Source organism: Methylorubrum suomiense (genome assembly GCF_022179765.1).
Taxonomy (GTDB): domain Bacteria; phylum Pseudomonadota; class Alphaproteobacteria; order Rhizobiales; family Beijerinckiaceae; genus Methylobacterium; species Methylobacterium suomiense.
The window spans coordinates 201640-227705 of the sequence record NZ_BPRE01000002.1 but is presented as its reverse complement, the minus strand read 5'-3'; the positions used below and the strand labels follow the sequence as shown (position 1 = coordinate 227705).

General features: G+C 71.2%; 24 protein-coding genes and 3 pseudogenes. 19 read left to right on the top strand and 8 right to left on the bottom strand.

All coding sequences use genetic code 11. The features are described from left to right. The first annotated feature begins 8 nt into the window (after window positions 1-8). Both MFF26_RS04375 and MFF26_RS04370 read left to right on the top strand, forming a co-directional pair. Entirely contained in the window at window positions 9-512 is a 504-nt protein-coding gene (locus MFF26_RS04375; RefSeq protein WP_238307612.1) for a hypothetical protein, read from the top strand. A 192-nt stretch (window positions 513-704) separates the two neighbouring features. Beyond that, a pseudogene (locus tag MFF26_RS04370) lies at window positions 705-980 on the top strand (IS21 family transposase); the annotation flags it as partial. 281 nt (window positions 981-1261) lie between these two features. On the opposite strand, the gene MFF26_RS04365 reads toward MFF26_RS04370, so the two are convergent. After that, window positions 1262-2122, bottom strand: a complete 861-nt coding sequence (locus tag MFF26_RS04365; RefSeq protein WP_238307610.1) for a universal stress protein — start codon at window positions 2120-2122, stop codon at window positions 1262-1264. A 129-nt stretch (window positions 2123-2251) separates the two neighbouring features. Between MFF26_RS04365 and MFF26_RS04360 the strand changes: the two genes are divergently transcribed. The 3 genes from MFF26_RS04360 (at window position 2252) to MFF26_RS04350 (ending at window position 5407) form a co-directional block, all read left to right on the top strand. Then, the gene (locus MFF26_RS04360; protein ID WP_238307712.1) at window positions 2252-4174 is read left to right on the top strand and encodes a heavy metal translocating P-type ATPase; all 1923 of its coding nucleotides are present in this window, start codon (window positions 2252-2254) and stop codon (window positions 4172-4174) included. Window positions 4175-4265: 91 nt separating this feature from the next. Beyond that, entirely contained in the window at window positions 4266-5078 is an 813-nt protein-coding gene (locus MFF26_RS04355) for a universal stress protein (RefSeq protein ID WP_238307608.1), read from the top strand. After that, entirely contained in the window at window positions 5078-5407 is a 330-nt protein-coding gene (locus MFF26_RS04350; protein ID WP_238307607.1) for a c-type cytochrome, read from the top strand. Before MFF26_RS04355 ends, MFF26_RS04350 begins: the two co-directional genes overlap by 1 nt. 294 nt (window positions 5408-5701) lie before the next feature. On the opposite strand, the gene MFF26_RS04345 is transcribed toward MFF26_RS04350, so the two are convergent. Then, the gene (locus tag MFF26_RS04345; RefSeq protein WP_238307606.1) at window positions 5702-6562 is read right to left on the bottom strand and encodes a universal stress protein; all 861 of its coding nucleotides are present in this window, start codon (window positions 6560-6562) and stop codon (window positions 5702-5704) included. 232 nt (window positions 6563-6794) lie between these two features. Here MFF26_RS04345 and MFF26_RS04340 point away from each other — a divergent pair, with 232 nt between their 5' ends. The 6 genes from MFF26_RS04340 (at window position 6795) to MFF26_RS04315 (ending at window position 12124) form a co-directional block, all read left to right on the top strand. Further along, window positions 6795-8345: a PAS domain-containing sensor histidine kinase gene (locus MFF26_RS04340; protein WP_238307605.1), complete on the top strand. Its 1551-nt coding sequence runs from the start codon at window positions 6795-6797 to the stop codon at window positions 8343-8345. Then, window positions 8335-8943 carry a response regulator FixJ gene (gene fixJ / locus MFF26_RS04335; RefSeq protein WP_238307604.1) on the top strand — a complete coding sequence of 203 codons (609 nt, stop codon included), beginning with the start codon at window positions 8335-8337 and terminating at the stop codon, window positions 8941-8943. Before MFF26_RS04340 ends, fixJ begins: the two co-directional genes overlap by 11 nt. A gap of 94 nt (window positions 8944-9037) precedes the next feature. Then, entirely contained in the window at window positions 9038-9430 is a 393-nt protein-coding gene (locus MFF26_RS04330; RefSeq protein WP_238307602.1) for a response regulator transcription factor, read from the top strand. A gap of 265 nt (window positions 9431-9695) precedes the next feature. Then, the gene (locus tag MFF26_RS04325; protein WP_238307601.1) at window positions 9696-9914 is read left to right on the top strand and encodes a hypothetical protein; all 219 of its coding nucleotides are present in this window, start codon (window positions 9696-9698) and stop codon (window positions 9912-9914) included. Window positions 9915-10036: 122 nt separating this feature from the next. After that, window positions 10037-10723, top strand: coding sequence for a helix-turn-helix domain-containing protein (locus MFF26_RS04320; protein ID WP_238307599.1), 687 nt, complete (start codon window positions 10037-10039; stop codon window positions 10721-10723). 228 nt (window positions 10724-10951) lie between these two features. Next, a complete protein-coding gene (locus MFF26_RS04315) occupies window positions 10952-12124 on the top strand; it encodes a phospholipase D-like domain-containing protein (protein WP_238307598.1) in 1173 nt (390 codons plus the stop codon). 41 nt (window positions 12125-12165) lie between these two features. On the opposite strand, the gene MFF26_RS04310 is transcribed toward MFF26_RS04315, so the two are convergent. After that, window positions 12166-12582 carry a heavy-metal resistance gene (locus MFF26_RS04310; protein WP_238307597.1) on the bottom strand — a complete coding sequence of 139 codons (417 nt, stop codon included), beginning with the start codon at window positions 12580-12582 and terminating at the stop codon, window positions 12166-12168. 433 nt (window positions 12583-13015) lie between these two features. Here MFF26_RS04310 and MFF26_RS04305 point away from each other — a divergent pair. The 4 genes and pseudogenes from MFF26_RS04305 to MFF26_RS04290 all read left to right on the top strand — a co-directional run. After that, window positions 13016-13267: pseudogene (locus MFF26_RS04305) on the top strand (ATPase inhibitor subunit zeta); the annotation flags it as partial. Between the two features lie 210 nt (window positions 13268-13477). Continuing rightward, entirely contained in the window at window positions 13478-14128 is a 651-nt protein-coding gene (locus tag MFF26_RS04300; RefSeq protein WP_238307711.1) for a BON domain-containing protein, read from the top strand. An 11-nt stretch (window positions 14129-14139) separates the two neighbouring features. Further along, window positions 14140-14613 (top strand): hypothetical protein, encoded by a 474-nt coding sequence (locus MFF26_RS04295; protein ID WP_238307595.1) that lies wholly within the window; start codon window positions 14140-14142, stop codon window positions 14611-14613. Beyond that, window positions 14610-14804, top strand: a complete 195-nt coding sequence (locus MFF26_RS04290; RefSeq protein WP_238307594.1) for a hypothetical protein — start codon at window positions 14610-14612, stop codon at window positions 14802-14804. The genes MFF26_RS04295 and MFF26_RS04290 overlap by 4 nt, the downstream gene beginning before the upstream one ends. Window positions 14805-14904: 100 nt before the next feature. Here the strand turns inward: MFF26_RS04290 and MFF26_RS04285 are convergent, their stop codons facing one another. From MFF26_RS04285 to MFF26_RS04275, 3 genes are all read right to left on the bottom strand, one after another. After that, window positions 14905-15102, bottom strand: coding sequence for a polyhydroxyalkanoate synthesis regulator DNA-binding domain-containing protein (locus tag MFF26_RS04285; protein WP_238307593.1), 198 nt, complete (start codon window positions 15100-15102; stop codon window positions 14905-14907). Between the two features lie 119 nt (window positions 15103-15221). Beyond that, window positions 15222-16373, bottom strand: a complete 1152-nt coding sequence (locus tag MFF26_RS04280) for an acetate/propionate family kinase (RefSeq protein WP_238307592.1) — start codon at window positions 16371-16373, stop codon at window positions 15222-15224. 9 nt (window positions 16374-16382) lie between these two features. Next, entirely contained in the window at window positions 16383-18935 is a 2553-nt protein-coding gene (locus MFF26_RS04275) for a phosphoketolase family protein (protein WP_238307590.1), read from the bottom strand. 132 nt (window positions 18936-19067) lie between these two features. On the opposite strand from MFF26_RS04275, the gene MFF26_RS04270 reads away from it, so the two are divergent. The 3 genes and pseudogenes from MFF26_RS04270 (at window position 19068) to MFF26_RS04260 (ending at window position 20935) form a co-directional block, all read left to right on the top strand. Continuing rightward, complete coding sequence (locus tag MFF26_RS04270) at window positions 19068-19268, top strand: hypothetical protein (RefSeq protein ID WP_238307588.1); 201 nt, start codon at window positions 19068-19070, stop codon at window positions 19266-19268. Between the two features lie 26 nt (window positions 19269-19294). Further along, window positions 19295-19942, top strand: a complete 648-nt coding sequence (locus tag MFF26_RS04265; protein ID WP_238307587.1) for a BON domain-containing protein — start codon at window positions 19295-19297, stop codon at window positions 19940-19942. A 9-nt stretch (window positions 19943-19951) separates the two neighbouring features. Further along, window positions 19952-20935, top strand: a pseudogene (locus MFF26_RS04260) (zinc-dependent alcohol dehydrogenase family protein). Between the two features lie 133 nt (window positions 20936-21068). Here the strand turns inward: MFF26_RS04260 and MFF26_RS04255 are convergent. Together MFF26_RS04255 and MFF26_RS04250 are read right to left on the bottom strand one after the other, a co-directional pair. Further along, window positions 21069-22697 (bottom strand): ATP-binding cassette domain-containing protein, encoded by a 1629-nt coding sequence (locus MFF26_RS04255; protein WP_238307586.1) that lies wholly within the window; start codon window positions 22695-22697, stop codon window positions 21069-21071. Next, a complete protein-coding gene (locus MFF26_RS04250) occupies window positions 22694-24343 on the bottom strand; it encodes an ATP-binding cassette domain-containing protein (protein ID WP_238307584.1) in 1650 nt (549 codons plus the stop codon). The genes MFF26_RS04255 and MFF26_RS04250 overlap by 4 nt, the downstream gene beginning before the upstream one ends. 98 nt (window positions 24344-24441) lie before the next feature. On the opposite strand from MFF26_RS04250, the gene MFF26_RS04245 reads away from it, so the two are divergent. Further along, complete coding sequence (locus MFF26_RS04245) at window positions 24442-26031, top strand: cytochrome ubiquinol oxidase subunit I (protein ID WP_238307583.1); 1590 nt, start codon at window positions 24442-24444, stop codon at window positions 26029-26031. The last annotated feature ends 35 nt before the right edge of the window (window positions 26032-26066 follow it).

Genomic DNA, 26066 nt, shown 5'->3' with positions numbered 1-26066 from the left:
GAGAGCCCATGAGGCATACGGACCCCGAGTACCGCCGCGAAGAAGACGACACGTGCGTCGTCTGTGGCATCACATGCGAGAAGGCCGACGACGAAGAGGGATGCGGTTGGGCAGGACCGTCGTTGTGCGGCAAGTGCTGTCGCGCGCTCAACTTTGACGAGGGCGTCTACGACAGCCTCAGCCCGGTTGCGACAGAGTGCCTGTACGACTGGCTGGGTGACCTCGTCGCCGGTGGGCCGGCCATGCAGGAAGCGTTCGAACGCAACCTTCCGTTCGCCATCATGCTGTATGAGCGCGGGGCGCACTTCGACGAAGCGGACGCGCGCCAGGCGTTCAATGGAATCGCGAAGCGGTATCTCGAACTCCGCGCGATCCCGCCTAGCAAGCGGGACTGGTACGACGACCCGACGCAGATCCTCGGCGACATTTTCTCAGACGAATGGCGTGCGGTGCGTAAGTTGATCCTTACAGCGCACCGCATCAGGAAGAAGCACAACATCAATCTGCTGTAACCGATGAAGCGCCCAAATACTGGACGCTCCAGGGGCACAAGGCCCCGCTATTCCTCACCTCCAGCCTCCATCGCGCGCCCGAGCCGGATCTCCTCCGGCACGGCGGGCGTCGCCGCTATCCTCTAGCGGATCTCCTCCAGCGAGGCCGGCCGATAGCCACATCGGTCCACGCCCACGTCGCAGCTTTGAGAGGTGTCCGGCACGATTGCGCGCATCCGGCGCGAGTTCTTCACCCGCGGTCGCTCGATCAAAGACATCGTCCGCGATCTGCACGTCTCGCGCAACACGGTCCGGAAGGTCATTCGGTCGGGGGCCGCCGCCTTCGCCTACGAGCGTGAGGTGCAGCCTCTGCCCAAGCTCGGGCCGTGGCGCGAAGATCTCGATCGGATGTTGACCACCAACGCCGGCAGGTCAGCCCGCGAGCGACTAACGCCGATCCGGATCTACGAGGCGCTGTGCGGACTCGGCTAGAGCCGCCACTGTATCTAGAGCCGCCACTGTATTAAGCCATCGCGACGTCCCCCTCATCGTCTGCCCGCCGACCTGCAGGCGCACAAGAGCAGGGGCCTGCCCGTCGTGCACGACCGAATAGCCAACATGCTAACTCCTGACCCCTTGCAGACTTTTTGCACCCTCTTCCCGAATGTCGGCTTCGAGGCGAGAAGCAGAAGTGCCAGCGACGGTCACAGGGACGAGCCTTGGCAGCTTGGACTAATAGATCAGTTTGTGCGAACGAGCTCGAATGCTCGTCAATGGGCCAAAAACAGGGGGATGGCGCTTTGGGCCAGCAGCGATTGCGTGGCGCCGCCTAGGAACCACTCGCGCATGCGCGAGTGCCGGTAAGCGCCCATCACGATCATGTCGGCCCCGAACTGCTCGGTCGCCCTGCGCAGGGTCTCGGCGACGTCGACCTCGACCGGACGGTCATCGATCGTGACCTCAACGGCGTGGCGTGCGAGGTGCGGAGCAAACTCCACGCCGGGCACCGTCGACAGCAGCCGCTCGGTGTCCTCGACGCAGACCACGGCGACCGCTTCCGCCGCGCGCAGGAACGGCAGCGCGTCGTTCGCCGCCCGCGCTGCCTGCGCGCTCCCGTCCCAGGCAACGACGACGCGACGCGCCCGGAAGGTGTCCCAGCCCTGGGGCACCACGATGACCGGGCGCCCGCTCCCGAAGAGCACGCCCTCCATCAGGTCGCGGTCCGGCATCGCCGCGAAGGGATCCGCGTCGAGGACCGTCAGGTCGTGCAGGCGGGCTTTGGCCGAGAGCCGGGCAATGACCTCGTGGTGCATGAGGCTCGGAGACTCCGCCGTGCAAACGACGCCCGCACCTTCCGCGTCCTCTCTGATCCGCTCCGCCGCTTTCCGGGCGAGGAGGGCCAGGCGACCGTTCTCGGTGCCGACGAGCTCGTCGGCGAACCAGCACAGTGGCAGGCCGGTGGTCATGAGCCGGAGGGCGGCGAACTGCACGGTGAGATGGGCGCCCGCGTCCCGCGCCAGCGCCAGACCATAGCCCAAGGAGGCCGCTGCCTCGTCCCCGCGGCCCTCCTCTGTAAGGCCGACCAGGACATCGCGGATGCCCGTAAGAGGGGACGCGGTCGAGACTGACATCGGAGCGCTCCGCGCGGTTGCCTCGTCCTAATCTCCCCCCTCGACGCGGGCGCGCGTTGATCCATCGCAAGGCCGCCCGGGCAGGACAGGCGCACCTCGGAGACGCAGTTACCGGGAGCGACCCCGATGATGACGACGGCGGCCCTGGGCTCGACTGAGACAGCAATGCCGGCGGCCAGATGGATGCCGCGGCTGCGGGGATGGCTGGCGGTCCTGCCGCTGGCCGGCCTTTGCGCCGGCCTGTTAGCTCAGGCGCTCGCGCGGGCGGACATCGCGGCGACGGCATGGACGCTCGCGACCCTGGCGGTCCTCGCCGTCCTCGCGTCCCAGGTCGTGACCAGCCTGGCGAAGGGGGACGTCGGGCTCGACCTCGTCGCCCTGCTCTCGATGGGCGGAGCGCTCGCCCTGTCGCAGCCGCTGGCTGGAGCCGTCATCGCCCTGATGTACGCCGGCGGCCAGTCGCTCGAAGCCTACGCCGCGGGCCGTGCCGGGCGGGCGATGACGGCGCTGATCGCCCGCCAACCTCGCATGGCCCTGCGCGAGGACGGCGGCGCGTTGACGGAGGTGCCAATCGCGGCGCTGCTTCCGGGCGACCGCGTCCTGGTGCGCGTCGGCGACGTCCTGCCGGTGGATGGGCGGGTCGCCGCGGGCCGCGCCGTGCTCGACCGGTCGAGCCTCACCGGCGAAGCGCTTCCGGTCGCTGTCGAGACGGGCGACCCGGTGCTCAGCGGCTCGGTGAACGTCGGCACAGCTTTCACGCTGCTGGCCGAGCGACCCGCGGCCGAGAGCACCTATGCCGGCATCGTCCGACTCGTCGAGGCGGCCCGGACCCGGAAAGCACCGTTGGCGCGCATGGCCGACCGCTACGGCCTCGCCTTTCTCGGCCTCACGCTCCTGCTGGCCGGGGGCGCCTGGGCCGCCAGCGGCGACCCCGTGCGGGCCCTGGCCGTGCTGGTCGTGGCCACGCCCTGCCCGCTGATCCTGGCTGTGCCCGTCGCGCTCGTCTCAGGCCTGTCGCGCGCGGCCGCAATCGGCGTCCTCGTCAAGGGCGGCGGCGCCCTGGAGACGCTGGCCAAGGTCCGCGTGCTCGTGGTCGACAAGACCGGTACCCTGACCCATGGCACAGCTCGGCTAGCCTCGGCGCGAGCCTTCGCCCCGTTCGGCGAGCCGGAGGCGCTGAGGCTGGCCGCCTCCCTCGACCAAGCCTCGGGCCACCCGATAGCGAGGGCCCTGGTCGAGGAGGCGCGCCGGCGCGGCCTGGCGCTGTCGCAGCCCACGAAGGTCATCGAGCATCCCGGCGAGGGCGTGAGCGGGTGGGTCGAGCGGCGACATGTCCTCGTGGGTGGGCCCCGCCTGATGCGGATGCACGACGTCCGCTTCCCGCCGGCGGACGGTGCCGGACATGCGGGCGCGACGACGGCGACGGTCCTGGTTGCCGTCGACGGCATGCCGGCCGCCGTCCTGGAACTCGCGGACCCGTTGCGGACCGACGGCGGCAGGGCACTCTCGGCTTTGCGCGCGTGCGGGATCGAGCGCGTGGTGCTCGCGACCGGCGACCGTCGCGCCGTCGCGGAGGCGCTCGTCGCCGGCCTGCCCGTCGATGCCGTCGCCGCGGACCTCGACCCCGCCGCCAAGACGGGCGCCGTCGCCGCAGAGCGGCGGAACGGTCCCGTGATGATGGTGGGCGATGGGGTCAACGACGCGCCGGCGCTGGCGTCGGCCGACCTCGGCGTGGCGCTCGGCGCCCGGGGCGCTGCGGCGGCGGCCGAGGCGGCGGACGTCGTCCTGCTGGTCGATAGCCTCGCGCCGCTGCCGGAGGCCGTGCGCATCGCCAGGCGGGCCCGCGCCATCGCGCTGCAGAGCGTGTGGGCCGGGATCGGGCTGTCGCTCGCCGGCATGGTCGCGGCCGCGCTAGGCCATCTCACGCCCCTTCAGGGCGCCCTGCTCCAGGAGGCCATCGACGTGGCCGTGATCCTCAACGCCATGCGCGTGCTCGGCGGCGCCCGGACCGCTCGCGAGTTCCCGGTGCCGGGCGTACCGAAGCCGACGTGACCCCGCCCGCGGGTTTGCGTTGGATCAAGGTGCGCCATCCTAACCGTGGCCAGGCTGCCATCGTCGGCATCGACGCACGACGGAGGTGGCCATGGACTACGCGAACATCCTCGTATCCACCGACCGCGGCGACGCGGCACCGGACCGGATACGCCTCGCCTCGGGCCTCGCCCGGCGCTTCGGGGCCACGCTCACGGGCGTGGCCGCCCACAAAGTGCCGGCGCCCATCCTGGTGCGCGACGTCTACGACGCCGCCGAGCAGGAGGAGCGCAACAAGGCCCAGGTCCTCGGCATCCTCGAACAGGCGCGCGTCCTGTTCGAGCGCAGCGCCGGCGAGGAGACGCGCACCGATTGGCAAGCTGCCCTCGCCGGGCCCATCACGCACTTCGTCGAGCAGGCGCGCGCCGCCGACCTCGTCGTGGTCGGCCGGCGCGGGCCCGAGGACGAGGACCCCGGCCCCCTCGGCGTGCCGCCCGGGCCCGTGCTGATGGAGGCGGGCCGGCCCGTCCTCGTCGTGCCGCCGCGGCTCGTGCACCTGAAGGCGACCCGCATCGTCGTCGCCTGGAAGGACGGCGTGGAGGCGCGGCGGGCGGTTTCGGCCGTGCTGCCCCTCATCCCCGGCGCGGACGAGGTCTTCGTCGCGACGGTAGGGGCCGACGCGCGGCACGAGGGTGCCAAGGCGGTGGCCGGCCACCTCGCGCGGCACGGCGCCCACGCCACCACCCACCTGCTGCGGGCGGTCGGGAACGAGGGCGGCGAGATCCTCGATTTCGCCATGCGCCAGGACGCGGACCTGATCGTGATGGGCGCCTATGGCCACAGCCGCCTGCGGGAGTGGATCTTCGGGGGCGTCACCCGCGACGCCCTCGAACGGTCCCCGGTCTGCTGCCTGATGTGCCACTGATGCGCGGGTATGGCCAACGCATCGGCGCCGCCGTCACCTCCGGCCTTCTCGTCGCCTCGCCCGCCGCGGCCCGGGACGAGTCGGCGGCACGGGGCGAGGCGTTCGCCCGCGCGCACTGCGCCCGGTGCCATGCGACCGGATCCCGGGGAGCGGGCTCGTTGCGGCAGGCCTCGCCCTTTCGCACGCTGGCCCGACGCTTCCCCGTCGACGACCTCGCCGACGTGCTGGCCGAGGGCGTCGACCGCCGGCATCCCGCCATGCCAGACTTCCGGCTCGATCCCGCGGATGCCGCCGACCTGACGGCCTACCTGAAGACGCTGCGACCTTGAGCGACCGCCACGCGGACCGACCGCCACGGATCCCGTCCGCGGCGGCCTGGACCGGCCCGGCCGGCTTACTCGACGAAGCCCCAGCCGGCCTCCAGGGCGCGGAGCTCCTCCTCGTTCAGCGGGTCCGCCCATTCCGGTCGGTTCGGTGCCCGCCTTTGGGCTGGCTCCTCGCGGGGTTCGGGCGTCGTCGGCGTGGATCGAGCGGGCCGACGCCCGGGACTTCGCGTCTGCGCGACGCAACCGGCCGCGCCGCGTCGCGTGGTTTTTCGCCTGGGCATCGCGGCCTCCCTGGGCTCAATGGGCGAGGAACAGTGGGGCCGGACTGCCCCGCAGGAAGGACCGCGTCACGCCGCCAAAGAAGTATTCGCGTATGGGGGAGTGCCGGTAGGCGCCCATTACGATCATGTCGGCCCGGAACAGCCCGGCTTGCGCGCGCAGGGTGGCGGCGACACCCTCGCCCCTCGAAAGGTCGTTGACGCTGACGCTCACCCCGTGCCGCGCAAGGTGGGGCGCGAACTCGGCGCCGGGCACCTCGGCGTGAATCTCCGCCTCGTTCCCGACCGAGACGATCTCGACCGCCTCGGCCGCGCGCAGGAACGGCAACGCGTCGTTGGCGGCACGGGCGGCCTGGGCGCTGCCGTCCCAGGCGACGATGATCCGCCGGGCGGAGAATGCCGCATGGCCCGGAGGGACCGCGATGACCGGCCGGCCGCTGTGGAAGAGCGCCTTCTCGATCATCTCGCGGTCGAGGTCGTAGGTCCGCGGGCCGATGTCCAGCACGGTCAGGTCGTGCAGGCGGGCGCGCCCGGCCAGCCGGCTTACGATGTCCGGGTAGGGCAGGCTCGGCGCCTCCGTCGTGCAGACCACCCCGGCCTGAGCGGCGTCGCCGGCCGAGCGCTCCGCGATGGAGCGGGCCATTGCGTCGAGGCGGCGGTCGATGACGGAGACCCCCTCGTAATCGAAGTCGCCGAGCCAGGCGTCGTCGCCGGAAAGGCGCCAGGAGGCCGATTGGACGGTGAGGTGGGCGCCGGCGGCCTTGGCCAGCGTCAGGCCGTAGCCGATGGCCGACGAGGCGGGCTCGCGCTCACCCTCAACGGCGGTGCCAACGAGGACGTCGCGGATGCCCGCGAGGGGGGATGGGGAGGTTTTGGACATGGGTCGTCTCCGGACCGGGACCCCATGGTTGGCCCCGCGCCGGTACGCCGGCCTTGATCCACCTCAAGTCCCCCGAACGGCTGTTCGCGACCCTCGACATGAGGTAGCTTCGCAACGGCGAAGCCGAGGTGGCCCCGGACCCGGGGGTCCGCCATCGGTCGGCGCGCCGGCCAAGCCGCGGCAGGCGCCTCCACAGGCCCGGCGCGGGGACGGTTCCCCTGGGGCATGAGCGATGACGGGCACCCTCGACGCGCCCAGCGTGATTCAGGCCGGCGACGGCACGTCGACCGTCGAGGAGCTGCGGCAGACCCTCGACGAGGTCGGCGTCTGCATCTGGTCCCTGGATATCCCGAGCGGCCGCGTGACGGTCTCGCCGACCTGCGAGCGCCTCTTCGGCGTGCCGCCCGAACGGCTGACCACCTTCGCGGCGACCCAGGCGCTCGTGCACCCGGACGACCGCCGGGCCCGGGCCGACTCCATTCAGAAGGCTCTGCGGGAGGGCGGCAGCTACGAGGTCGACTTTCGCGTCGTGAAGCCCGACGGGCATGTCTACTGGCTGCGCTCGCGCGGCCGCGTGCGCCTCGACGCGGACGGCCGTCCCCACCGTCACCGCGGGGTGGTGCTCAGCATCGACGAACAGAAGCGGGCCGAGATGGACCTGCGTGCCCGCGAGGCGCACCTGAGGTCCATCCTCGACACCGTGCCCGAGGCCATGGTGGTCATCGACGAGGCCGGGCTCATCCACTCGTTCAGCGCGGCGGCCGAACGCCTGTTCGGCTTCGCGGCGGCCGAGGCGGTCGGGGAGAACGTCCGCATCCTGATGCCCGAGCCGATGCGGGGCGAGCACAACGGCTACCTCGACCGCTACCGGCGCACGCGGGAGCGGCGCATCATCGGCACCAATCGGGTCGTGACGGGACAGAGGCGGGACGGCTCGACCTTCCCGATGGAACTCGCCATCGGCGAGATGCGCTCGGGGGAGCAGGTCTACTTTACCGGCTTCATCAACGACCTGACCGAGCGACAGCACACCCAGGCCCGCCTTCAGGAACTGCAGTCCGAGCTCGTGCACGTCTCGCGCCTGAGCGCGATGGGGGAGATGGCCGCCACGCTCGCGCACGAGTTGAACCAGCCGCTCGGCGCCATCGCCAACTACACCAAGGGCTGCAAGCGCCTCCTGGCACGGCCCGGTCCGGACACCGCCGCGCGGACGATGGAGGTCCTCGACAAGACGGCCGAGCAGGCGCTTCGGGCCGGGCAGATCATCCGGCGCCTGCGCGAGTTCGTCGCCCGCGGCGAGACCGAGAAGCGGGTCGAGCCGGTCGCGCGGCTGATCGAGGAGGCCAGCGCCCTCGCCCTCGTCGGCGCCCGCGAGCACGGGGTGACGGCACGCGTCGCGCTCGCCCCGGGGACAGGCTCGGTCCTGGCCGACCGGGTGCAGGTGCAGCAGGTCCTGGTCAACCTGATGCGCAACGCCCGCGAGGCGATGCAGCACGGCGACCGGCGCGAGTTGACGGTCGAGGCCGGCCCGGTCGGGCCGGAGACCGTCGAGATCGCGGTGTCGGACACGGGGCCGGGCATCTCGGACGAGGTGGCGGACCGGCTGTTCCAGCCCTTCGTCACGACCAAGCCAAGCGGGATGGGCGTCGGGCTCTCGATCTGCCGCACCATCGTCGAGGCGCATGGCGGTCGCCTGACGGTCGCGCGCAACGACGCCGGCGGGGCGACCTTCCGACTGACTTTGCCGGCGGCGCAAGAGGGGGACGATGGGCATGGCAAATGAGCTCGTGCACGTGGTCGACGACGACGAGGCCATGCGAGACTCGGTCGCCTTCCTGCTCGGCACCGAGGGCTTCGAGGTGCGGCTCTACGAGGCCGGCACAGACCTGCTCGACAGGCTCCCGAAGCCGGCCGGAGGAGCCGTCCTGACCGACATCCGCATGCCCGACGTCGACGGTTTGGAGCTGCTCCGCCGCCTGCGGGCGGCGGGCCACGCGCTGCCGGTGGTGATGATGACCGGGCACGGCGACGTCCCGCTCGCGGTCGAGGCGATGAAGCTCGGTGCCTGCGACTTCATCGAGAAGCCCTTCGACGACGAGGCGCTACTCCAGGCGCTGCGCTCGGCCTTGGAGCGCGCGGGGCCGGCCGCGCCCGCCGACCCGGGCCTTCGGGAGTTCGTGCGCCGTATCGGCACCCTGAGCGAGCGCGAGCGGCAGGTGCTGGACCAGCTCGTCGCCGGGGGCACCAGTAAGGAGATCGGCCGCGTCCTCGACATCAGCCCGCGCACCGTCGAGATCTACCGGGCGAAGCTCATGGCCAAGACGCAGGCCGCGAACCTGCAGGAACTGGTGCGCTGGGCGGTGCTGGCCGGCATCGCATGAACGAGGCTTGAGGCAGGTCAAGGCAGGGGGCCGGGCGGTCCCGCATGGTGGCGGCTTCCTACCGGCCGAGAATAGCGCAGCCCCGGCGACCGCCATGCCGTCAGCCCCTTCAGCCCTCATCTACGTCGTGGACGACGACGCGGCCGTCCTGCACTCCACCCGCTTCCTGCTTGAGAGCGAGGGCCACCGGGTCGAGACCTTCGCCTGCGGCCGCGAGTTGCTGGCAGCCTTTCCAGGCCCGAGCCCTGCCATGGTGCTGCTCGACCAAGTCATGCCGGGCATGGAGGGTCTGGAGGTGTTCGCCCGGCTGCGCGACCTCGATCCGCGCGTGTCCGTGGTCCTCGTCACCGGCCACCCCGACCCGCGTATCCGGACGCGGGCGCGCGCCGCAGGTCTTCCCCTGATCGAGAAGCCGCTCGCATTCGATGCGCTCGCGGGCATGATCGCCGCCGAGGACGACCGCACTCGCCACCCCTTCCAGGCTTGAGGAACAGCCCGCCGCGGGTCTTGGCGGGCGCGGCGGCTTGCGCGGATCGGCCCAGGGCGCAGCGTGGGGGTCGCCGTGCGCTTTCCCCGGTCCGGCTGTCCGCCGAGGCTGGCAGGGACGAGGTCCCTCTCCCTTGATCCAGCTCAACCGGCCAAGCGTCCAGGTGCAGCCTGTGCCTTCGCCGCAAGCCTAGTTGACCTCAGTCAATTCCATGCCGCCCGCCGGAATGATGCTCTGCACGACCGATCCATCCGCGAGGACCGCCATGCCATTCGACCCCTTCGCGCTCGTCGCTGCCGCTGCGTTCACCTCCGGCTGCGCGTCGGTCCATGGACTGCGCCGTCAAGCCGACGCGGTCACGCTCATCCTGGCCTTGGTGGCCTACGGGCTCGCCACCGCCGTCGCTTCGCTGCTCGCGTCCCGCTTCGGCTTGGTCATGGTCCCGGACCATGCGGGCGGCTGGATGTACGCGGCGCTCGGCTGAGCGGTGAGCCGGACCTACGTAGATGCCCTTACGCGAGCCTGCTTAAGAGACCGACCGGAATTTCGCCCTCGCCGCGGCCCCGTCACTCTCCCGTCCATCCGATGCGGTCGAGGAGACGAGCGATGGCCAACGAGATCACCCTTTCCGGCGTTCCGCATGTCATCACGAACATCCCCGTAGGCGCCAAGCCGGAGTGCTTTCTGTTCGCCGGCTGCCCCGAGCTCATCGGGACGCCCTTCTCCTACGCACGCGAGGAAGAGGTCTACGGCGAGGGCGAGGAGGCCGAGTTCGTCTACAAGGTCCTCGGCGGCGCGGTGCGCACCCACAAGGTGCTGAGCGACGGCCGGCGCCAGATCACCGGCTTCCACTTGCCCGGCGACCTGTTCGAGTTCGAGCAAGGCGAGACCCACCGCCACACGGCCGAGGCCCTGTCGGACACCCGGGTGCTCGTCTTCCGCCGGCGCGGGATCGAGCGTGCCGCGACCCGTAGCGCCGAGGTCGCCTGCCAGCTCTGGGGCATGGCGGCGAGCGGCCTCCGCTACGCACAGGACCACATGCTGCTGCTCGGGCGCCGCTCGGCCGTGGAGCGCGTCGCGACCTTCCTGATGGAGGTCGACGGGCGCCTGGGCGGCACCGGCACCTTCGACCTGCCTATGACCCGGCGCGACATCGCAGACTACCTCGGCCTCACCATCGAGACCGTGTCGCGCACCCTCACGGAACTGGAGGAGGACGGGGCCCTGCAGCGCATCGGCGCCCGGCAGGTCAGCCTCCGCCGGGCCCGGCTCCGCCGCGTGGTCGAGGATTGAGCGAGGCCGCCTTGCAGGGGCCAGGCGCGGGTCAACGAGAACGAGCCAAGCCCGGCAAGGACTCCCGTGCGCGGCGATACCTGCCGGTCGCCGTGAGAGAGGCGTCGCGGCTCACCCATCCGGGGCGTCATCGCGGCGCAGGGGCAGCACCATGCCTTTCCACGACCGCCACCGTGATATCCTGACGGCCGAAGCCCGACGGGCGTCTCGGCATCGGATGGTCGCTACATGGTTCACGGACGCCGCGAGAGGGTTGCCAAGTGTCCGCACTGCGCGACGCCGCACCCTTACACGGAAGTGAAGTTCACTGCCGTGAACGATAAGGGGTGGTGGGGGCTGGACTGCTGCTCCTGCTCGAAGCGGTTCGTCATTCAAGTGATGAACCCCGATGAGTCGGGGGCCGCGTACCACATCGCGGAAAGGCACGACGGCGCCTACGAGGGCGACCCCGCGATCCTGGCGACGGCCATTGTTCAGCACAACCTGAAGATGAACGAGGTTCGCCACCGGTTCGATTACGGCGCCAAGCCGCTCTACGTCTGCGGCGAAGTCGGTGAAAACCTTGAACAGGCCGCAAGGGCGGCCCTGCTGGCGGCCGCCGGCGACATCCAGGCCGCGTACGGCTCGGCGATAACCCACTGCCTGGCGAGCAACCGAGTGCCGGAGTACGAGCACGTCGTCGCTCATGTCGACGTACCCTGCACGTGCGGCGCCGGTCATCGCGCGACCTTCTACGCCAAGTTCGCGTGGGACGGGGAGCCTCAGCCCGTCGATGAGTTTCTCCTCGCCGACGTGTCCGGGGCCGACCTGCCCGAGACGCTCGACGGACTTTTCAGCAAGGACGAGGCGATGTCCTTCCTGCACAAGCTTGCGATCCGGTGGCACCTGACCGTGGACCGCATTCTGGTGACCGTCCCCTTCGTGGGGCACCAGTACCTCAAGGCGGCGCAGAAGCTCAATGCCTGGCAAGCGGTCCTCTCGCTGCTCGATCCCAGGAAATCGGCGTTCGTGACGCGAAGCGCCTCGTTCACCAGCTACAAGAAGGTACTGGAGGAGGTGGACGGACTCGATCACAGACTCCTTGCCGAGTACGGCCTCGAAAACAAGCTCGTCGCCGCCAACCTGCGCAAGCAGGACTTCCACGCCAAGTTCTACGCCGGGATGTCGGACACGGGCTGCGAGGTTTTTTCCGGGTCGGCGAACCTCCTCAAGGGACCCTCACTTGAGAACATGAGCTTCCGGGCGCAATCGATGGCGTCGTTCAAGGTGAAGTATCTCGACCGCTTGGGCGTGGCCTTGCCAGAGGTGGAGCCGCGATGCGCCTATTTCGCGCTGATCAGGCAGTCGGAGGACGGTCGATGGACCTGCCTCCAGCAGCAAGGGTCGCGCATCGCGGCCTAAGGCAGGCAGCGACGGCTCTGGCACTCAAACCTTCGTTCCCCCTAGCACGAACCCCTGCGCAGGCGTCGCAGGTGGTCAAGCGGGGCCGCGTTCGGGCAGAATTCCTGGTAGGTGCCGGCGTCGGTCCCGACCCAGAGCTCGCGGGCACAGCGCCTGCGTTCCGTGCAGCCCAGGCAAGCCGCCTCAAGCCTGCGCATGGTCTCGGGCTCGTTCCGCCGGATGGCCTCGGGGTCGAGGTTCAGGCTTCGCATCAGGTTCGCGATGCTGCGCACCTTCGTGGCGGCTTCCGGGCCTACGGGCGTCGTACCGGCCGCGTCGGCTTCCAGCATCGTGTCCATCATCTCCGCGTCGACGTCCCGGAGTTCCTGCGCCGCCTTGAGAAGGCAGCACCACTCGCCCATGGCGGCGGCGATGCCGAGGGGATCGAACGGCTCCGGCTTGTCGGCGGAAGAGGGCATGGCGGGCTCCGTAGGGCTCATGGGTGACCCGCCGCGGCGGGAGTCGCATCGGGGCGGCGCGAACCCGCCGCCATGTCAGGCCATGGTGCTCACGACGAGCAGGACCACCGCGATGACGAGGGCCGAGGCCGCCAGGGGAACGCCCTGGTCGTCGGACTTCGCGCCCCCGTCCTAGGATGGTTTCGCCGGGATGCCTTGATCCTGCGGGTGCGACGGCGCGGGGGTGACCTGGCGACGTTCGGGCATGGCTGGCTCCGAGGGCATTGCCAGACAGATTGCGGTCTCCGCTGCTTGAACGACGGGCGTTCCCGACCGGCCTTGATCTGCGTCAAAGCTCGGCGGTCAATCGGGAGGTTCGGGCCGGACCCGGACGCCGCCGCCAGAGGAGCGCTGGGCCTTGAGCCAGATCAAGGCCGGCCTCCGCAGCCGTCGGATGATCGCCCGTCGGTCGGCGGGCACGCCCGGCATGGTCCCCGTGGTAGCGATATGGACGTTCCCCATGACCACCTTCGACGAGCGCGAGCAGGCCTTCGAGCGCCGCTTCGTGCACGACGAGGAGCGGCGCTTCCGCGTGCGCACGCGGCGCAACCTGCTCCTGGCGGGTTGGGCCTGCGAGCGGATGCGCCTGGAGAAGGATGCGGCCGGCCGCTTCATCGAGTCCTTCACGGACCGTGGCGTCGTCACCGCCGACGAGCCGCTCCTGGAGATGCTTCAGGCGGAACTCGGAGCCGCCGGCATCGACGAGACGCTCCGTCCCTCCGCAGGGAGATGGAGGAATGCGCCGCGCTCGCCCGGGCCGCGGAACGCGTCGGCGTTGCGCTGGATCAAGGTTCGTCCGCCTGAGGCGTCCAGACTCGACATCGCTTCGACAAGGACGGCAACCGGGAGGGACGCCATGACCGACAAGGACCTGCGCCGCGACGTACTCGACGAGCTCGACTTCGACCCCAGCCTCGACGCGGCCGAGATCGGCGTCGTGGTCTCGGAGGGGGTCGTCACCCTGACGGGCCACGTCGGCAGCTACGCCGAGAAGGTGGAGGCAGAGAACGCGGCGCGCCGCGTGAAGGGCGTGCGCGCCATCGCCCAGGAGATCCAGGTCCGGTACGCCGAGGCCAAGAAGATCGAGGACGACCAGATCGCCGCCAGGGCGCTCGCCATCATCGACTGGTCGGTTCACCTCCCGAAAAGCGCCATCCAGGTGAAGGTCGCAAAGGGCTGGATCACGCTCACCGGCGCGGTGCCCTGGCAGTACCAGGCGATGGGAGCCGAGGCCGCCGTGAGGAAGCTCTCCGGCGTCGTCGGCGTGTCGAACCTCATCGAGGTCAGGCCGGAGGTCCGGCCGACCCTGATCAAGGACAAGATCCTGGAAGCGTTCAAGCGCGGCGCGATGTTCGAGGCCGACAGCATCACCGTCCGGGTCGAGGGCGACAAGGTCACGCTGGAAGGTGCCGTGACGGCGTGGGCCGAGCGCGACGCCGCCGAGCGCGCGGCTTGGTCGGTGCCGGGCGTGCGCGCCGTCGAGGACCGCATCGTCGCCCTGAGCTGAGGAGATCCGCCATGTCCCATGGAACGCACGGCATCGACGCCATCGCCTCGCGGTTCGTGCGGCCCGGGAAGCCGGGTGCTCCGGCGACGCTGCACCGGGTGACCCTGACGCTGGCGCGCTGCCCGGAGCATCCCGACGGCAGCGCGGGCCGCGGCTACGAGATCGTGGCACCGCTCAGCCCAGACGGACGCCTCGACTCGGTGCTCTGGCGTGACGCCCGTGACCACTGCCGCGTGCGCCGCTTCTGGACGGGCGAACGCGACCGGCACGGTCGCCTCGTGCACCGCGCCGGCGGCGATGGCGGCGCCACCTGGCTGATCGACTACGAGGACTGGACGAACGAGTACGACGAGCCCGGCTACCGGCTTGGCACACACGCCTTCATCGAGGGCGAGTACGTCTCTATCCGCGAAACGGGGGACGAGGTGTACCGCACGTTCACGGTCGCCCGCGTCGACGCGGCAGGCGTGGGAGGCCATCCATGACCCCGACGTCCCGAACCTTGCCGGTGGGATCTCCCCGCCCGGAACTGCCCGTGGCCGAGCCGGAATGGCTTGCCCTGTGGCGCGCGTTCTGGCTCGACCTGCCGGTCGCATGCGCCCACGAGATCGGCCGCTTGTCGTTGCGGTGCCTGCAGGCGCCGGCGTACGGGTCGAGCAAGACGGACACGCCTTGAACGTCACCTCCGGCATTTGGCCACGGCAGCCACCCCCCGAAAGTCCTCGCCCAGCGCACCGGGGCAGTCATGTGTCGGATCTCCCTGCCCGGCATGACCCTTACTGCAGGTTCGGCGGGAGGATCTCGTGGGTCACGTCCTGCCCCGTCTCGACCTCGCGCACGCTGATCCTGACGCCCTGACGGATGAGCCGCTCGACGTCATGCGCCGACAGGTGAGCCTGGCTCTCGGGGTCGTAGAGCCTGCAACCGCCGTACCGTCTCAGGTGGCGAATGGATGAGGGCTTCCTGCGGTTCATTCTCACAATGGCACGGACGGACGCACCCCCTTCTCACGGCTCTCTTCGAGTTGGAATAATTAAAGTCTGATCCCAAGCTGCGCAACGACGTTGCCCCTTACGCGCCGGCTGGGCCCAGATCATCCTCGCCCGAACCACAAGCGGTCCCGGCCGTTACGCCACTGAGCCAGCAGGCCGGCCATCGACAGTGCGATCTCGCGTTCCTCGTCCGCGGGCACGATCCGGACCTTTACCGCCGCCCTCTGGACTTCGATGCGCTCACCGCCACGGGCGTTGGCGGCCACGTCGAGGACGACGCCGGCGAAGGAGAGCCCCCGGCAAACGGCGGCCCGAACCTGCGCCGAATGTTCACCGATGCCGCCGGTGAAGACGAGGGCGTCGAGGCCACCGAGCGCCGCGACGAGGGAGCCCGCCTCGCGCACGATCCTGTAGGCGAACAGGTCGAGGGCCTCGCGCGCTTCCGGTGTCTCGCTGGCTTCCAGGACCCGAACGTCGGCGCTGAGGCCCGAGACGCCGAGCAGCCCCGACCGCTCGTTCAGGAGTTCGGCCACCGTGTCGGGCGACAGGCCGCGCCCGCGGATGAGGTGGAGCACGAGGCCCGGGTCGACCGCTCCGCTGCGGGTGCCCATCATCAGCCCGTCGAGCGTCGTGAAGCCCATCGTCGTGGCGACGCTGCGCCCGTCGCGGATCGCGCACAGGCTGGCCCCGTGCCCGAGATGGGCCGCCAGGACACGGCCATGCGGAAACGTCCGGGCGACGTGGGCGTAAGACAGGCCGTGGAAGCCGAACCGCACGAGCCCCTCGTCGACAAGCGCGCGCGGCAGCGGGTAGAGCTGCGCGAGCCTGTCCTGGGTTCGGTGGAAGGCCGTGTCGAAGCAGGCGACCTGGGGAAGGCCGGGCCAGGTCTCACCGGCCGCGCGGATGCAGGCGAGCGCCTGCGGCTGGTGCGCCGGCGCCAGCGGCACGAGACACTCCAGCGCTGCCATCACTTCCGCTTCGAGGCGCACCGGCGCCGCGTGCTGCCGGCCGCCGTGGACGACGCGGTGCCCGGCCGCGGTCGGCGCCGCGGGCAGCCGCTCGAACAGCCAGCGGGCGACGGCGGCGTGACAGCCCACCGGGGGGCGCTCGCCCTCCCGAGGGGCGCCATCGACGGCGAGGTGCGGCTCATACCCGATCCCGGCCACGTGGGCGCGCCAAGCCGGCGCTCCCACGCCAGGCCGGAACAGGGCGCAGCGCAGGCTGGAGGAGCCGGCGTTGAGGACGAGGATCATCGCTTGGCCTCAGGCGATGATCGTCCAGTCGTCCACCGTCTCGCCCGGCTTGGGCTCCCCGGTGCCGGCTTCGGCCGGGCCGCACTGCATGATGTCGCCCTCGATGCTGCGCCGGTCGGGATGCTCGTGGGCGTGGCTCGCTGGCCAGGCCCAGTCCCGCACTTCCGGCAGGTCGTCACCGGTCCGTCGGACATGCTCGCAATGGGTAGCCAGCGCATCCCGGAGCGCCTCTTCGGCGTGCTCGCCCCGGGCTCCCAGACGCGGGACGGCGCGCAGGGCGGCCTGCGCGAGGTGGAAGCGGTCGAGCCGGTTCAGCACGCACATGTCGAAGGGCGTCGTCGTCGTGCCCTCCTCGATGAACCCGTGCACGTGAAAGTTGCCGTGGTTCGTGCGCTTGTAGGTCAGCCGGTGGATGAGCCATGGACAGCCGTGGTAGGCGAACACCACCGGCCGGTCGCGCGTGAACAGGCTGTCGAAGGTCGGGTCGTCGAGCCCGTGCGGGTGCGTCTCGCGCGCGGGCAGGGTCATCAGGTCGACGACGTTCACGACCCGCACCCGCAGCTCCGGGACATGCCGGCGCAGCCAGTCGACCGCGGCGAGGGTCTCCATGGTCGGGACATCACCCGCGCAGGCCATCACGACGTCCGGTTCCGCCTCGCCCTCGTTCGTGGCCCAGTCCCAGATGCCGGCGCCGGCTGTGCAATGCCTCGCGGCCTCGTCCAGGCCGAGCCATTGGAGGGCCGGCTGCTTGCCGGCCACGACGACGTTGATGCGGTCGTAGGTGCGCAGGCAGTGGTCCGTGACGCAGAGCAGCGTGTTCGCGTCCGGCGGCAGGTAGATGCGGGCCGTGTCCCCGCGCTTGTTCGCGACGAAGTCGATGAAGCCCGGGTCCTGGTGACTGAAGCCGTTGTGGTCCTGGCGCCAGACGTGTGACGACAGCAGGATGTTGAGCGAGGGCACCGGCCGGCGCCAGGGCAGGTCGCGCGAGGACTTCAGCCACTTGGCGTGCTGGTTCACCATCGAATCGACCACGTGCGCGAAGGCCTCGTAGGTGGCGAACAGGCCGTGCCGTCCCGTGAGGACGTAGCCTTCGAGCCAGCCCTCGCAGAGATGCTCGCTCAGCACCTCCATGACCCGGCCGTCGCGGGCGAGGTGGTCGTCGCCTGGCAGTATCTCCTCCTGCCAAGCCCGGTTCGTCACCTCGAACACCGCGTCGAGGCGGTTCGAGGCGGTCTCGTCGGGACCCATGATGCGGAAGTTGCGCGCCTCCGCATTGAGGGAGAGGACTGCCCGCAGGTAGGTGCCCAGCGCGCGCGTCGCCTCGGCCCGGGATCGGCCGGGCTCGGGCACGGCGACGGCGAAGCGCCGAAGATCCGGCAGGCGTAAGGGCGCGCTCTGGTGCGCGTTCGCGTGCAGGTTTGCCGAGAGGCGACGCTGTCCCTTCGGCGGCAGCGCGGCGAGGTCATGCACGAGCGAGCCGTCCTCCGCGAACAGTTCTTCGGGGCGGTAGGAGCGCATCCAGGCTTCCAGGATGGCGAGATGCTCCGGGTTCTCCCGCGTGGCCGCCACGGGCACCTGATGCGAGCGCCACGTCCCCTCGACCGGATTGCCGTCGACGGCCTTCGGTCCCGTCCATCCCTTGGGGCTGCGCAGCACGATCATGGGCCAGCGCGGTCGCCCGGCCTCGCCTCGGCCGGCGCGCCTCCGGATCTCCGCAACGGCGTCGAAGGCCGCGTCGAGGGCCGTGGCCATAGCTTGGTGCATCGGGGCCGGCTCGTCACCCTCGACGAAGGTCGGCTCGTAGCCGTAGCCGACGAGAAGGCTCCGCAGCTCCTCCGGCGGCATGCGGGCCAGGATGGTCGGATTGGCGATCTTGTAGCCGTTGAGGTGCAGGATCGGCAGGACGGTCCCGTCATGGCGGGCGTCGAGGAACTTGTTCGAGTGCCACGCGGCGGCGAGCGGCCCGGTCTCGGCCTCGCCGTCGCCGACCACGCAGGCGACGGCCAGCTCCGGGTTGTCGAGGGCAGCGCCGAAGGCGTGCGCTAGGGAATAGCCGAGCTCGCCGCCCTCATGGATCGAGCCGGGCAGCTCGGGCGAGGCGTGGCTCGGGATGCCGCCGGGGAACGAGAACTGCCGGAACAGCCGGGCCATGCCGTCGAGGTCCCCCACCACGTCCGGGTAGATCTCGCCGTAGGTGCCCTCTAGGTACGCGTTGGCCACGAGCCCCGGCGCGCCGTGTCCCGGTCCCCAGACCGCGATCATGTCGAGGTCGCGCTGGCGGATGACCCGGTTCAGGTGCGCGTAGATGAAGTTGAGGCCGGGCGTCGTGCCCCAGTGCCCGAGAAGCCGCGGCTTGACGTGCTCGGGCTTGAGCGGCTCGCGCAGCAGCGGGTTCCCCATGAGGTAGATCTGCCCGACCGACAGGTAATTCGCGGCGCGCCAGTAGGCGTCGATCCGCCGGAGGCTGTCCGGTCCGAGCGGCCCGGGCACGAACGCCAGTGCGCATCCGTCGCCCCGACGACCGCCTTCGTGGCGCTCCCTCGTTCCAAGCGTCGCGTCCATGTCGGCCTCCCGGCGGGGCTGGTCCCGGCGTCGACCGTGCCGGCGGACGGGGCAGGCGGCGTTGAGGAGGATCAAGGCGCCCTAGGTGCGCGCCGGCAGGATGGCTTTCGTCAAGCAAGACGGGAGCGAACGATGACCCTGGTGCTTCGAACCACCTACATCCAGACGGTGCGCCGCGTGCGGGTACCGGTCAGGCTGGCGCCGCGGAACGACGCGGGCCCCCGGTTCGTCGCGGACGGCTATCGCTACCGGAGCATCGGAAGCCTGCAGGCCCTGGCCCTGGCCATTGCGGCGTCGGCGGTGACGCCGGCGCTGCTCTGGCTCGCCCTCTGAACCCTACCGAACCGAGGAGACGGGCGATGGACGACATCACCGTGCACCGGCACGTGCTCGACGAGCTGGAATACGCCCCGATGATCGACGCGGCGCAGATCGGCGTCACGGTCGAGAACGGCATCGTGACCCTGACCGGGCACGTCCGGAACTACGCGGAGAAGGGCATCGCCGAGCGCGTCACGCTCCGGGTCCGCGGCGTCCGGGGCGTGGTCGAGCGGATCGAGGTTCGCTACCCCGACAATCCCAGCGTCGGCGACGAGGCCCTGGCCGAGCGCTGCGCGCGGGTGCTGGAATGGGACGTGCGCATCCCGGAGGACTCGGTCACGCTCAAGGTCGAGAAGGGCTGCGTCACGCTCGACGGGTGCGTGCCGTACTACCACCAGAAGGCGGCCGTCGATAAGGCGCTGCGGCGTCTCGCCGGGGTCACCGACATCGTCAACAAGATCGCCGCGAAGCCGCCGGCCCAGGCCACCGAGGTGAAGTCCCGCATCCTCGCGGCCCTGCGGCGGAGCGCGCGCGACCCGGATACCATTCGCGTGCGCGTGGACGGCGACAAGGTCACCCTGGACGGCTGCGTCGACGTCTGGCGCGAGCGCGAGCTCGCGGAGCGCGCCGCTTGGTCCGCGCCCGGCGTCCGGGCCGTCGAGGACCGCTTGACCCTCGCATGCTGAGGTTCGCCGATGCTGGCGATGGTGCTGCGCGAGGTCGGCGGTCCCCTCGTTCCCGAGGAGCGGCCGGACCCTGAGCCCGGGCCCGGCGAGGTTCGCATCCGGGTCGAGGCCTGCGCGGTCTGCCGCACGGACCTCTACGTCATCGACGGCGATTTGCCCCAGGCGGTCTATCCCATCGTGCCGGGCCACGAGGTCGTCGGCACGGTGGAAGCAGTCGGTAAAGGCTTGAGGGCACCTCTACCGGGTGCTCGCGTGTGTGTCCCATAGCTTGGGCACGCCTGCGGGCATTGCCGGTACTGCGCGACTGGCCGCGCGAACCTCTGCGACGCGCCCGGCTTCACCGGCTGCACGCGCGACGGTGGCTTCGCGAGCCAACTCGCGGCGGAGGCTGCCTTCACCGTCCCGCTCGACCCTGCCCTCGACCCGGTCGCGACGGCGCCGCTGCTCTGTGCTGGGCTGATCGGCTGGCGCACCCTGCGGATGGCCGGCGAGGCCGGGACCGTGGGGCTCTACGGCTTCGGGGCGGCCGCCCACATCGTCGCGCAGGTCTGCCGTTGGCAGGAACGGCGCGTGTTCGCGCTCACCCGCCCTGGCGACCGGGAGGCGCAGGCCTTCGCCCGCTCGCTCGGCGCGGTATGGGCCGGGGACTCCGACGGCCCGCCGCCCGAACCACTGGACGCCGCCCTCATCTTCGCGCCCGACGGAAGCCTGGAGCCAACGGCCCTTCGGGCCCTGCGGAAGGGGGGACGAGTGGTCTGCGGCGGCATCCACATGAGCCACATCCCCGCCTTCCCCTACAACCTGCTCTGGGGCGAGAGAGCCGTTCTCTCGGTGGCGAACCTAACCCGCGAGGACGCGCTCTCCTTCTTCGCGACTGTGCCGCAGGTTGGCATCGTGACCCACACGCACACCTATCCGCTGGCTCGGGTGAACGAGGCCATCGCGGCGCAGCGGTCCGGGACCCTGCGAGGCGTGGCCGTTCTCGTTCCCTGATCATCGTCCAACAGGGGGCAAGTGCGCGGCATCGTGGGTTGCCGGTCACGCGCCGGCTAGCGGAGGTCAACCGCAGCGGTCGCGGGGTCCGGGGCGTCGAGTTACGCACCGCCACGAACCCCGGCATCGACCCTCAACACGGCGCGGACGCCACCGGCTCCAGCGCCACGACACGCGCCGGAAGGTCGAGGTCCCGGCGGTGGCTCGTGAGCACGACGACACGGTCGCGCCAGCCCGCCAGGAGGCGTCGCAGGATACGCCCGGCCTGGTCGTCGCCGAGATGCTCGGCAGGCTCGTCGAGCAGGATGAGGGGAGCTGCGCACAGGGCCGCGCGGGCTAGGTTGAGGCGCTGGGCCTCGCCGAGCGACAGGCTGCCTTCCCCTATCCAGGCATCGAGGCCTCCCGCCGAACGGATGCGGGCATCGAGCTCGACCGCCGCGAGCGCCGCCCACAGTTCCGTGTCGGACGCCGCGGGCGCGAACAGGTTCTCCCGGACGGTGTCGGCGAGCACTGCCGCGTCGTGCAGTCCGAGGTAGGTCAGCGCGCGCCGCCGGGCGGCGGGGACGACCGCCCCGCCAAGCCGGACCACTTCGCCGGGCCGATCCTCGCACCAGCCCGCGAGCGCCTTCAGCAAGGTGGTCTTGCCGCAGCCGCTGGCGCCCACGACGGCCAGGGCGAGGCCGGGCTCCATCGACAGGTCCGGGGCCGGGCCGAGGTCCCGCCCATCCGGGGCACGCAGCCGAAGGCCGTACAGGGTAAGCGAGCCCGACGTTGTTCCAACCATGGGGTTCATCTCCGTGCCCGCGCCTTCCCCGGCAGCAAGGCTGGCCCGGGCGAGGCGACCGCGGACGGCGCCGAGAAGTGCGCGGGGAAGCGCGAGCAGCGGCTCGGCGAGCCCGACCCAGGCGAAGGCGAGGAAGGCCGCGGGCAGAAGGCCCATGCCGCGCGCCCCGGCGCTACAGGCGGCCGCCGGCACGGCGAGGGCGGCGGCTGGACCGGCGAGCGCCAACAATGCCTCGAACCGCGCGAGCGCCCGCCGCTCGCGAGCCGCCGACCGCTCGGCGTCGCGAACTTGGTCGAGTGCGCTCCGCAGGGCGGCCGCGCGTCGGCCCTCCGCGTCGAGTGGCACGGCGCCCGCGAGCGCCGCGCCGAGATTCGCGGCTGCCGCCCGGCGCGTGGCCCGCATCCGCACCTCGCAGGCAACGAGGTGGTCGGCCGTGCGCCGCGCGAGAAGGAGGCTTGTCGTCGCGAGCAATGCGAGCGGCAGAAGGGCGAGGGGCGCGACGAACGCGGTCGCGGCTAAGAGCGCGAGCAGCGCCGTCCCGGTGAGGGCTAGGGGAAACCCGACGCGCAGCCGGGCGTAATCGACGTCCGCGACGTCGTCGATGTAGTCGGCCAGCCGCTCCGGGCGACCGAGCTGCCAGCCCGCGCCGCGGCTCTCCGGCGCCCGCGCCAGCGCCGCGAACAGGCTCGCCCGCCGCCGCACTTGGTCGGCGAGCGCCGCCCTGTGGCCGGCCATGCGCTCGCCGTAGCGCGCGCCCGTGCGCAGCAGCGCGAGGAGACGGACCATGGCGGCCGGATGGTGGAAGTTGAAGGCGAACGCCGCCGGCGCGGCGCCGGCCAGCGCCACCGCCGCCAGGAAGGTCACGGCGGTGCCGGCGAGTGCCACGTTCGCGGCGAGCGCCATCGCCGCAAGTCCGAAGGCGAGGCGCCACGCGCGGCGGTTCCCGGGCGAAGCCGGGTCGTTGCCGAGGCGGATCATGCGGCCTGCCTTTCAGGGAGGGGTGCGGTTCCGAGGCTCACGCGCAGGTCGGCTATGGCCATGAGCGCGGGATCGTGGGTCGCCACGACGACAAGGCGGCTCTGGGCGGCCCTCCGAAGGGCGCGCCGAACCCGCCCCGCGTTGACGGAATCGAGCTTGGCGGTCGGCTCGTCGCAGAAGGCGATGCCTGGCCGCAGCAGGAGGCGCGCCACCCCGACGCGCACGCGCTGGCCGCCGGAGAGGTTCTCCGCGCCCGCCCCGACCGGGGCGTCGAGGCCCCCGGGCCAGTGCGGATCGTCCGCGAGGCCGAGCGCCGCGGCTGCCTCCGCAACCGCCTCGGGCGTGGCGGGCGAGCCTTCGGTGAGCGCGTGAAGGAGCGTTCCGGCCGATACGGGCGTCTCCAGGGAAACCCAGGTCCTCGGCCCTTCCGACGGCAGCAGCACCGTGCCGGCGAGCGGCGCCTCGACCCCGGCGAGCACCCGCAGCAGGGTGGACTTGCCGGCACCGCTCGGCCCCGTGAGCGCGACGAGACCCGTTCGCGGCAGGCCAAAATCCGGTACCGGACCGGCATGTGGCAGGACGAGGCCGCGGGTGCCCGGCGACCCCAGGCTGGAGGTCGGGTCCGACGTCCCGGCCGCGCCGTCCGGCGCGAACGCCCAGGCAAGGGCATCGGCGGCGGCCTCGCCCTCGGCCTTGGCGTGGTAGAGCTCGGCGTAGCGACGGAAGTGCGAGAAATACTCGGGCGCGAGCAGCAGGATCAGCAGGCTCTGCCACAGTGCCAAGTGGGCGAAGCCCGGCACCTCGGCGAGGCCGAGATGGCCGAGCCCGAGGAAGACCGCGAGGATCGCGACGGCGAGCGAGGAGAAGAAGTCGAGCACGCCCGCGTTGAGGAAGGCGACCGCCAGCACGCCCATGGTGCCGTCGGCATAGGCCCCGAGCCGCCGGTCGAGCTTAGCCGTCTCCCGGGCGAGCCCGTGCGCGGCGAGGACAGTCGGTAGCGTGCGCACCCGGTCGGCGAATTGGGTCGCGAGCCGTCCGAGCGCCGATTCCTGCGCCGCGGCCCGGTCGCGGATCATCCCGCCGACGAGGGCGAAGAAGACGACCATCGCGGGCGTCGCGAGCAGGAGGGTTATCGCGGCCTGCCAGGATACCAGGGCGACGGCGGCCGCCGTCAGCATGGGTCCGAGAGCCATCATCCGGCGTGCCGCGGCGTGCCCGACGACGAGGCGGGCGAGCGCCCCCGGGTGGCGCAGCATCCCGGCGACCACCGCGCCCCGCGGCAGGGCGCACGCGGCGCGCGCCGGCATGGTCGCGAGTTGCGCCTCCGCGGCGTCGATGAGCCTCGCGCCGACCTCCGCCTCCAGGCAGGCACCGCGCGTTTCGGTCACGGCACCCAGCCAGGCCCCGCCGAGGGCGCAAACCACCGCGAGCCCGACGGCCGGGCCGTCGAGATGCCCCGTCTCGATGACTGAGCCGGCGAACCGCGCCAGCGCCACGGCGCCGGCGAGCGTCGTGGCGGAACGCAGGGCGTGCAGCCCGTGGATGCGGCGCAGTCCCGCCCGCGCCTCCCGACGGGCGAGGCCGAGGGCGGCGGGCTCGGGCGACGCGCGGTCCGGACGGGCGCGGAATGTTCTCTGGCGGGGCATGCCGCCTTGTGGGGTGCGCGGCCTGGGCCGGCTTTGATCTGCCTCAAGGCCCCGGGGACGTCGCGGGGCGAGGGATACGGCCGGACCAGGAGACCTCCATGACCGATCCGCTGCTCGTCGACCTGTCGCGCCTGCAATTCGCGCTGACGGCGATGTACCACTTCCTGTTCGTGCCCCTGACGCTCGGGCTCTCGATCCTGGTCGCCATGATGGAGACCGTCTACGTCATGACGCGCCGCAAGGTCTGGCGCGACATGACCAAGTTCTGGGGCCTCCTGTTCGGCATCAACTTCGCCATCGGCGTCGCCACCGGCCTGACCATGGAATTCCAGTTCGGGATGAATTGGGCTTACTACTCCCACTATGTCGGCGACGTGTTCGGGGCCCCGCTCGCCATCGAGGGCCTGATGGCCTTCTTCCTGGAGGCGACCTTCGTCGGGCTGTTCTTCTTCGGCTGGGACAAGCTCACGGCGCTCGCCCACTGCGTCGTCACCTGGCTGATGGCGCTCGGCACGAACTTCTCCGCGCTCTGGATCCTGATCGCCAACGGCTGGATGCAGAACCCCGTCGGCGCCCTGTTCAACCCCGACACGATGCGCATGGAGGTGACCGACTTCGCCGCGGTGATCTTCAATCCCGTCGCCCAGGCGAAGTTCGTCCACACGGTCTCGGCCGGCTATGTCTGCGGCGCGGTGTTCGTGCTCGGCGTCTCCGCCTTCTACATCCTGCGGGGCCGGCACCTGGAGCTTGCCAAGCGCTCGTTCGCCATCGCGGCGGCCTTCGGCCTCGCCTCCGCTCTCAGCGTCGTCGTGCTCGGCGACGAGAGCGGCTACGCCATCACCGACCACCAGAAGATGAAGCTCGCCGCCATGGAGGCGATGTGGCACACCGAGCCGGCGCCCGCCGCCTTCACGGCGGTCGGCATCCCGGACCTGGAGAGCCGCACGACCCGCTACGCGGTCCACATCCCGTGGGCCATGGGCCTGATCGGCACGCGTTCACTCACCACCCAGATCCCCGGCATCACCGAGTTGGTCGAACACGCCCAAGGTCGCATCCGTAACGGGCTCGTCGCCTACGACGCGCTGGAGCGGATCAAGGCCGACCGCACGAACGCCGACGCCCGCGCAACCTTCGCCCGAACCCAACAGGATCTCGGCTATGCCCAGCTCCTGAAGCCGCTCATCGGCGACCCGTTGAAGGCGACCGACGCGGATATCGAGCGGGCGGCGTGGTCGACCGTGCCGCACGTGCCCTCGATCTTCTTCACCTTCCGGGCCATGGTGGCCTGCGGGTTCCTGTTGATCGCCCTGTTCGGCGCCGCGCTCTGGTACACGGCGCGTGAGGCCGGGGCGCCGCGCTGGCTGTTCCGGGCCGCGCTGCTCGCCTTGCCGCTCCCGTGGATCGCCATCGAGTTCGGCTGGTTCGTCGCCGAGTTCGGCCGTCAGCCCTGGATCATCGAGGGCGTGCTGCCGACCGCGCTCGCCACCTCCGAGCTCGGCATCCCGTCCCTGCTGATCACCATCGCCGGCTTCACCCTCGTCTACGGCGCGCTCGCGGTGGTGGAGGTCCGGCTGATGCTGCGGGCCATCGCCAAGGGCCCCGAGACACTGGCCGAGGACCCGGCAGCGCTGTTTCCGGGCGTCGGCGTGACCAAGGACGAGGCGCGCCTGGCCGCGGCCGAGTGACCGGCTGCGGACCGTCCTCCTTCCTCTTTCGGCCC

Coding starts and splice junctions, on each gene's coding strand:
- MFF26_RS04245 (WP_238307583.1), top strand. CDS start 24,442: ATGACCGATCCGCTGCTCGTCGACCTGTCGCGCCTGCAATTCGCGCTG.
- fixJ (WP_238307604.1), top strand. CDS start 8,335: ATGGCAAATGAGCTCGTGCACGTGGTCGACGACGACGAGGCCATGCGA.
- MFF26_RS04330 (WP_238307602.1), top strand. CDS start 9,038: ATGCCGTCAGCCCCTTCAGCCCTCATCTACGTCGTGGACGACGACGCG.
- MFF26_RS04375 (WP_238307612.1), top strand. CDS start 9: ATGAGGCATACGGACCCCGAGTACCGCCGCGAAGAAGACGACACGTGC.
- MFF26_RS04320 (WP_238307599.1), top strand. CDS start 10,037: ATGGCCAACGAGATCACCCTTTCCGGCGTTCCGCATGTCATCACGAAC.
- MFF26_RS04350 (WP_238307607.1), top strand. CDS start 5,078: ATGCGCGGGTATGGCCAACGCATCGGCGCCGCCGTCACCTCCGGCCTT.
- MFF26_RS04270 (WP_238307588.1), top strand. CDS start 19,068: ATGACCCTGGTGCTTCGAACCACCTACATCCAGACGGTGCGCCGCGTG.
- MFF26_RS04280 (WP_238307592.1), bottom strand. CDS start 16,373: ATGATCCTCGTCCTCAACGCCGGCTCCTCCAGCCTGCGCTGCGCCCTG.
- MFF26_RS04250 (WP_238307584.1), bottom strand. CDS start 24,343: ATGCCCCGCCAGAGAACATTCCGCGCCCGTCCGGACCGCGCGTCGCCC.
- MFF26_RS04290 (WP_238307594.1), top strand. CDS start 14,610: ATGACCCCGACGTCCCGAACCTTGCCGGTGGGATCTCCCCGCCCGGAA.
- MFF26_RS04365 (WP_238307610.1), bottom strand. CDS start 2,122: ATGTCAGTCTCGACCGCGTCCCCTCTTACGGGCATCCGCGATGTCCTG.
- MFF26_RS04325 (WP_238307601.1), top strand. CDS start 9,696: ATGCCATTCGACCCCTTCGCGCTCGTCGCTGCCGCTGCGTTCACCTCC.
- MFF26_RS04340 (WP_238307605.1), top strand. CDS start 6,795: ATGACGGGCACCCTCGACGCGCCCAGCGTGATTCAGGCCGGCGACGGC.
- MFF26_RS04295 (WP_238307595.1), top strand. CDS start 14,140: ATGTCCCATGGAACGCACGGCATCGACGCCATCGCCTCGCGGTTCGTG.
- MFF26_RS04285 (WP_238307593.1), bottom strand. CDS start 15,102: ATGAACCGCAGGAAGCCCTCATCCATTCGCCACCTGAGACGGTACGGC.
- MFF26_RS04255 (WP_238307586.1), bottom strand. CDS start 22,697: ATGATCCGCCTCGGCAACGACCCGGCTTCGCCCGGGAACCGCCGCGCG.
- MFF26_RS04275 (WP_238307590.1), bottom strand. CDS start 18,935: ATGGACGCGACGCTTGGAACGAGGGAGCGCCACGAAGGCGGTCGTCGG.
- MFF26_RS04355 (WP_238307608.1), top strand. CDS start 4,266: ATGGACTACGCGAACATCCTCGTATCCACCGACCGCGGCGACGCGGCA.
- MFF26_RS04265 (WP_238307587.1), top strand. CDS start 19,295: ATGGACGACATCACCGTGCACCGGCACGTGCTCGACGAGCTGGAATAC.
- MFF26_RS04315 (WP_238307598.1), top strand. CDS start 10,952: ATGGTTCACGGACGCCGCGAGAGGGTTGCCAAGTGTCCGCACTGCGCG.
- MFF26_RS04300 (WP_238307711.1), top strand. CDS start 13,478: ATGACCGACAAGGACCTGCGCCGCGACGTACTCGACGAGCTCGACTTC.
- MFF26_RS04310 (WP_238307597.1), bottom strand. CDS start 12,582: ATGCCCTCTTCCGCCGACAAGCCGGAGCCGTTCGATCCCCTCGGCATC.
- MFF26_RS04345 (WP_238307606.1), bottom strand. CDS start 6,562: ATGTCCAAAACCTCCCCATCCCCCCTCGCGGGCATCCGCGACGTCCTC.
- MFF26_RS04360 (WP_238307712.1), top strand. CDS start 2,252: ATGACGACGGCGGCCCTGGGCTCGACTGAGACAGCAATGCCGGCGGCC.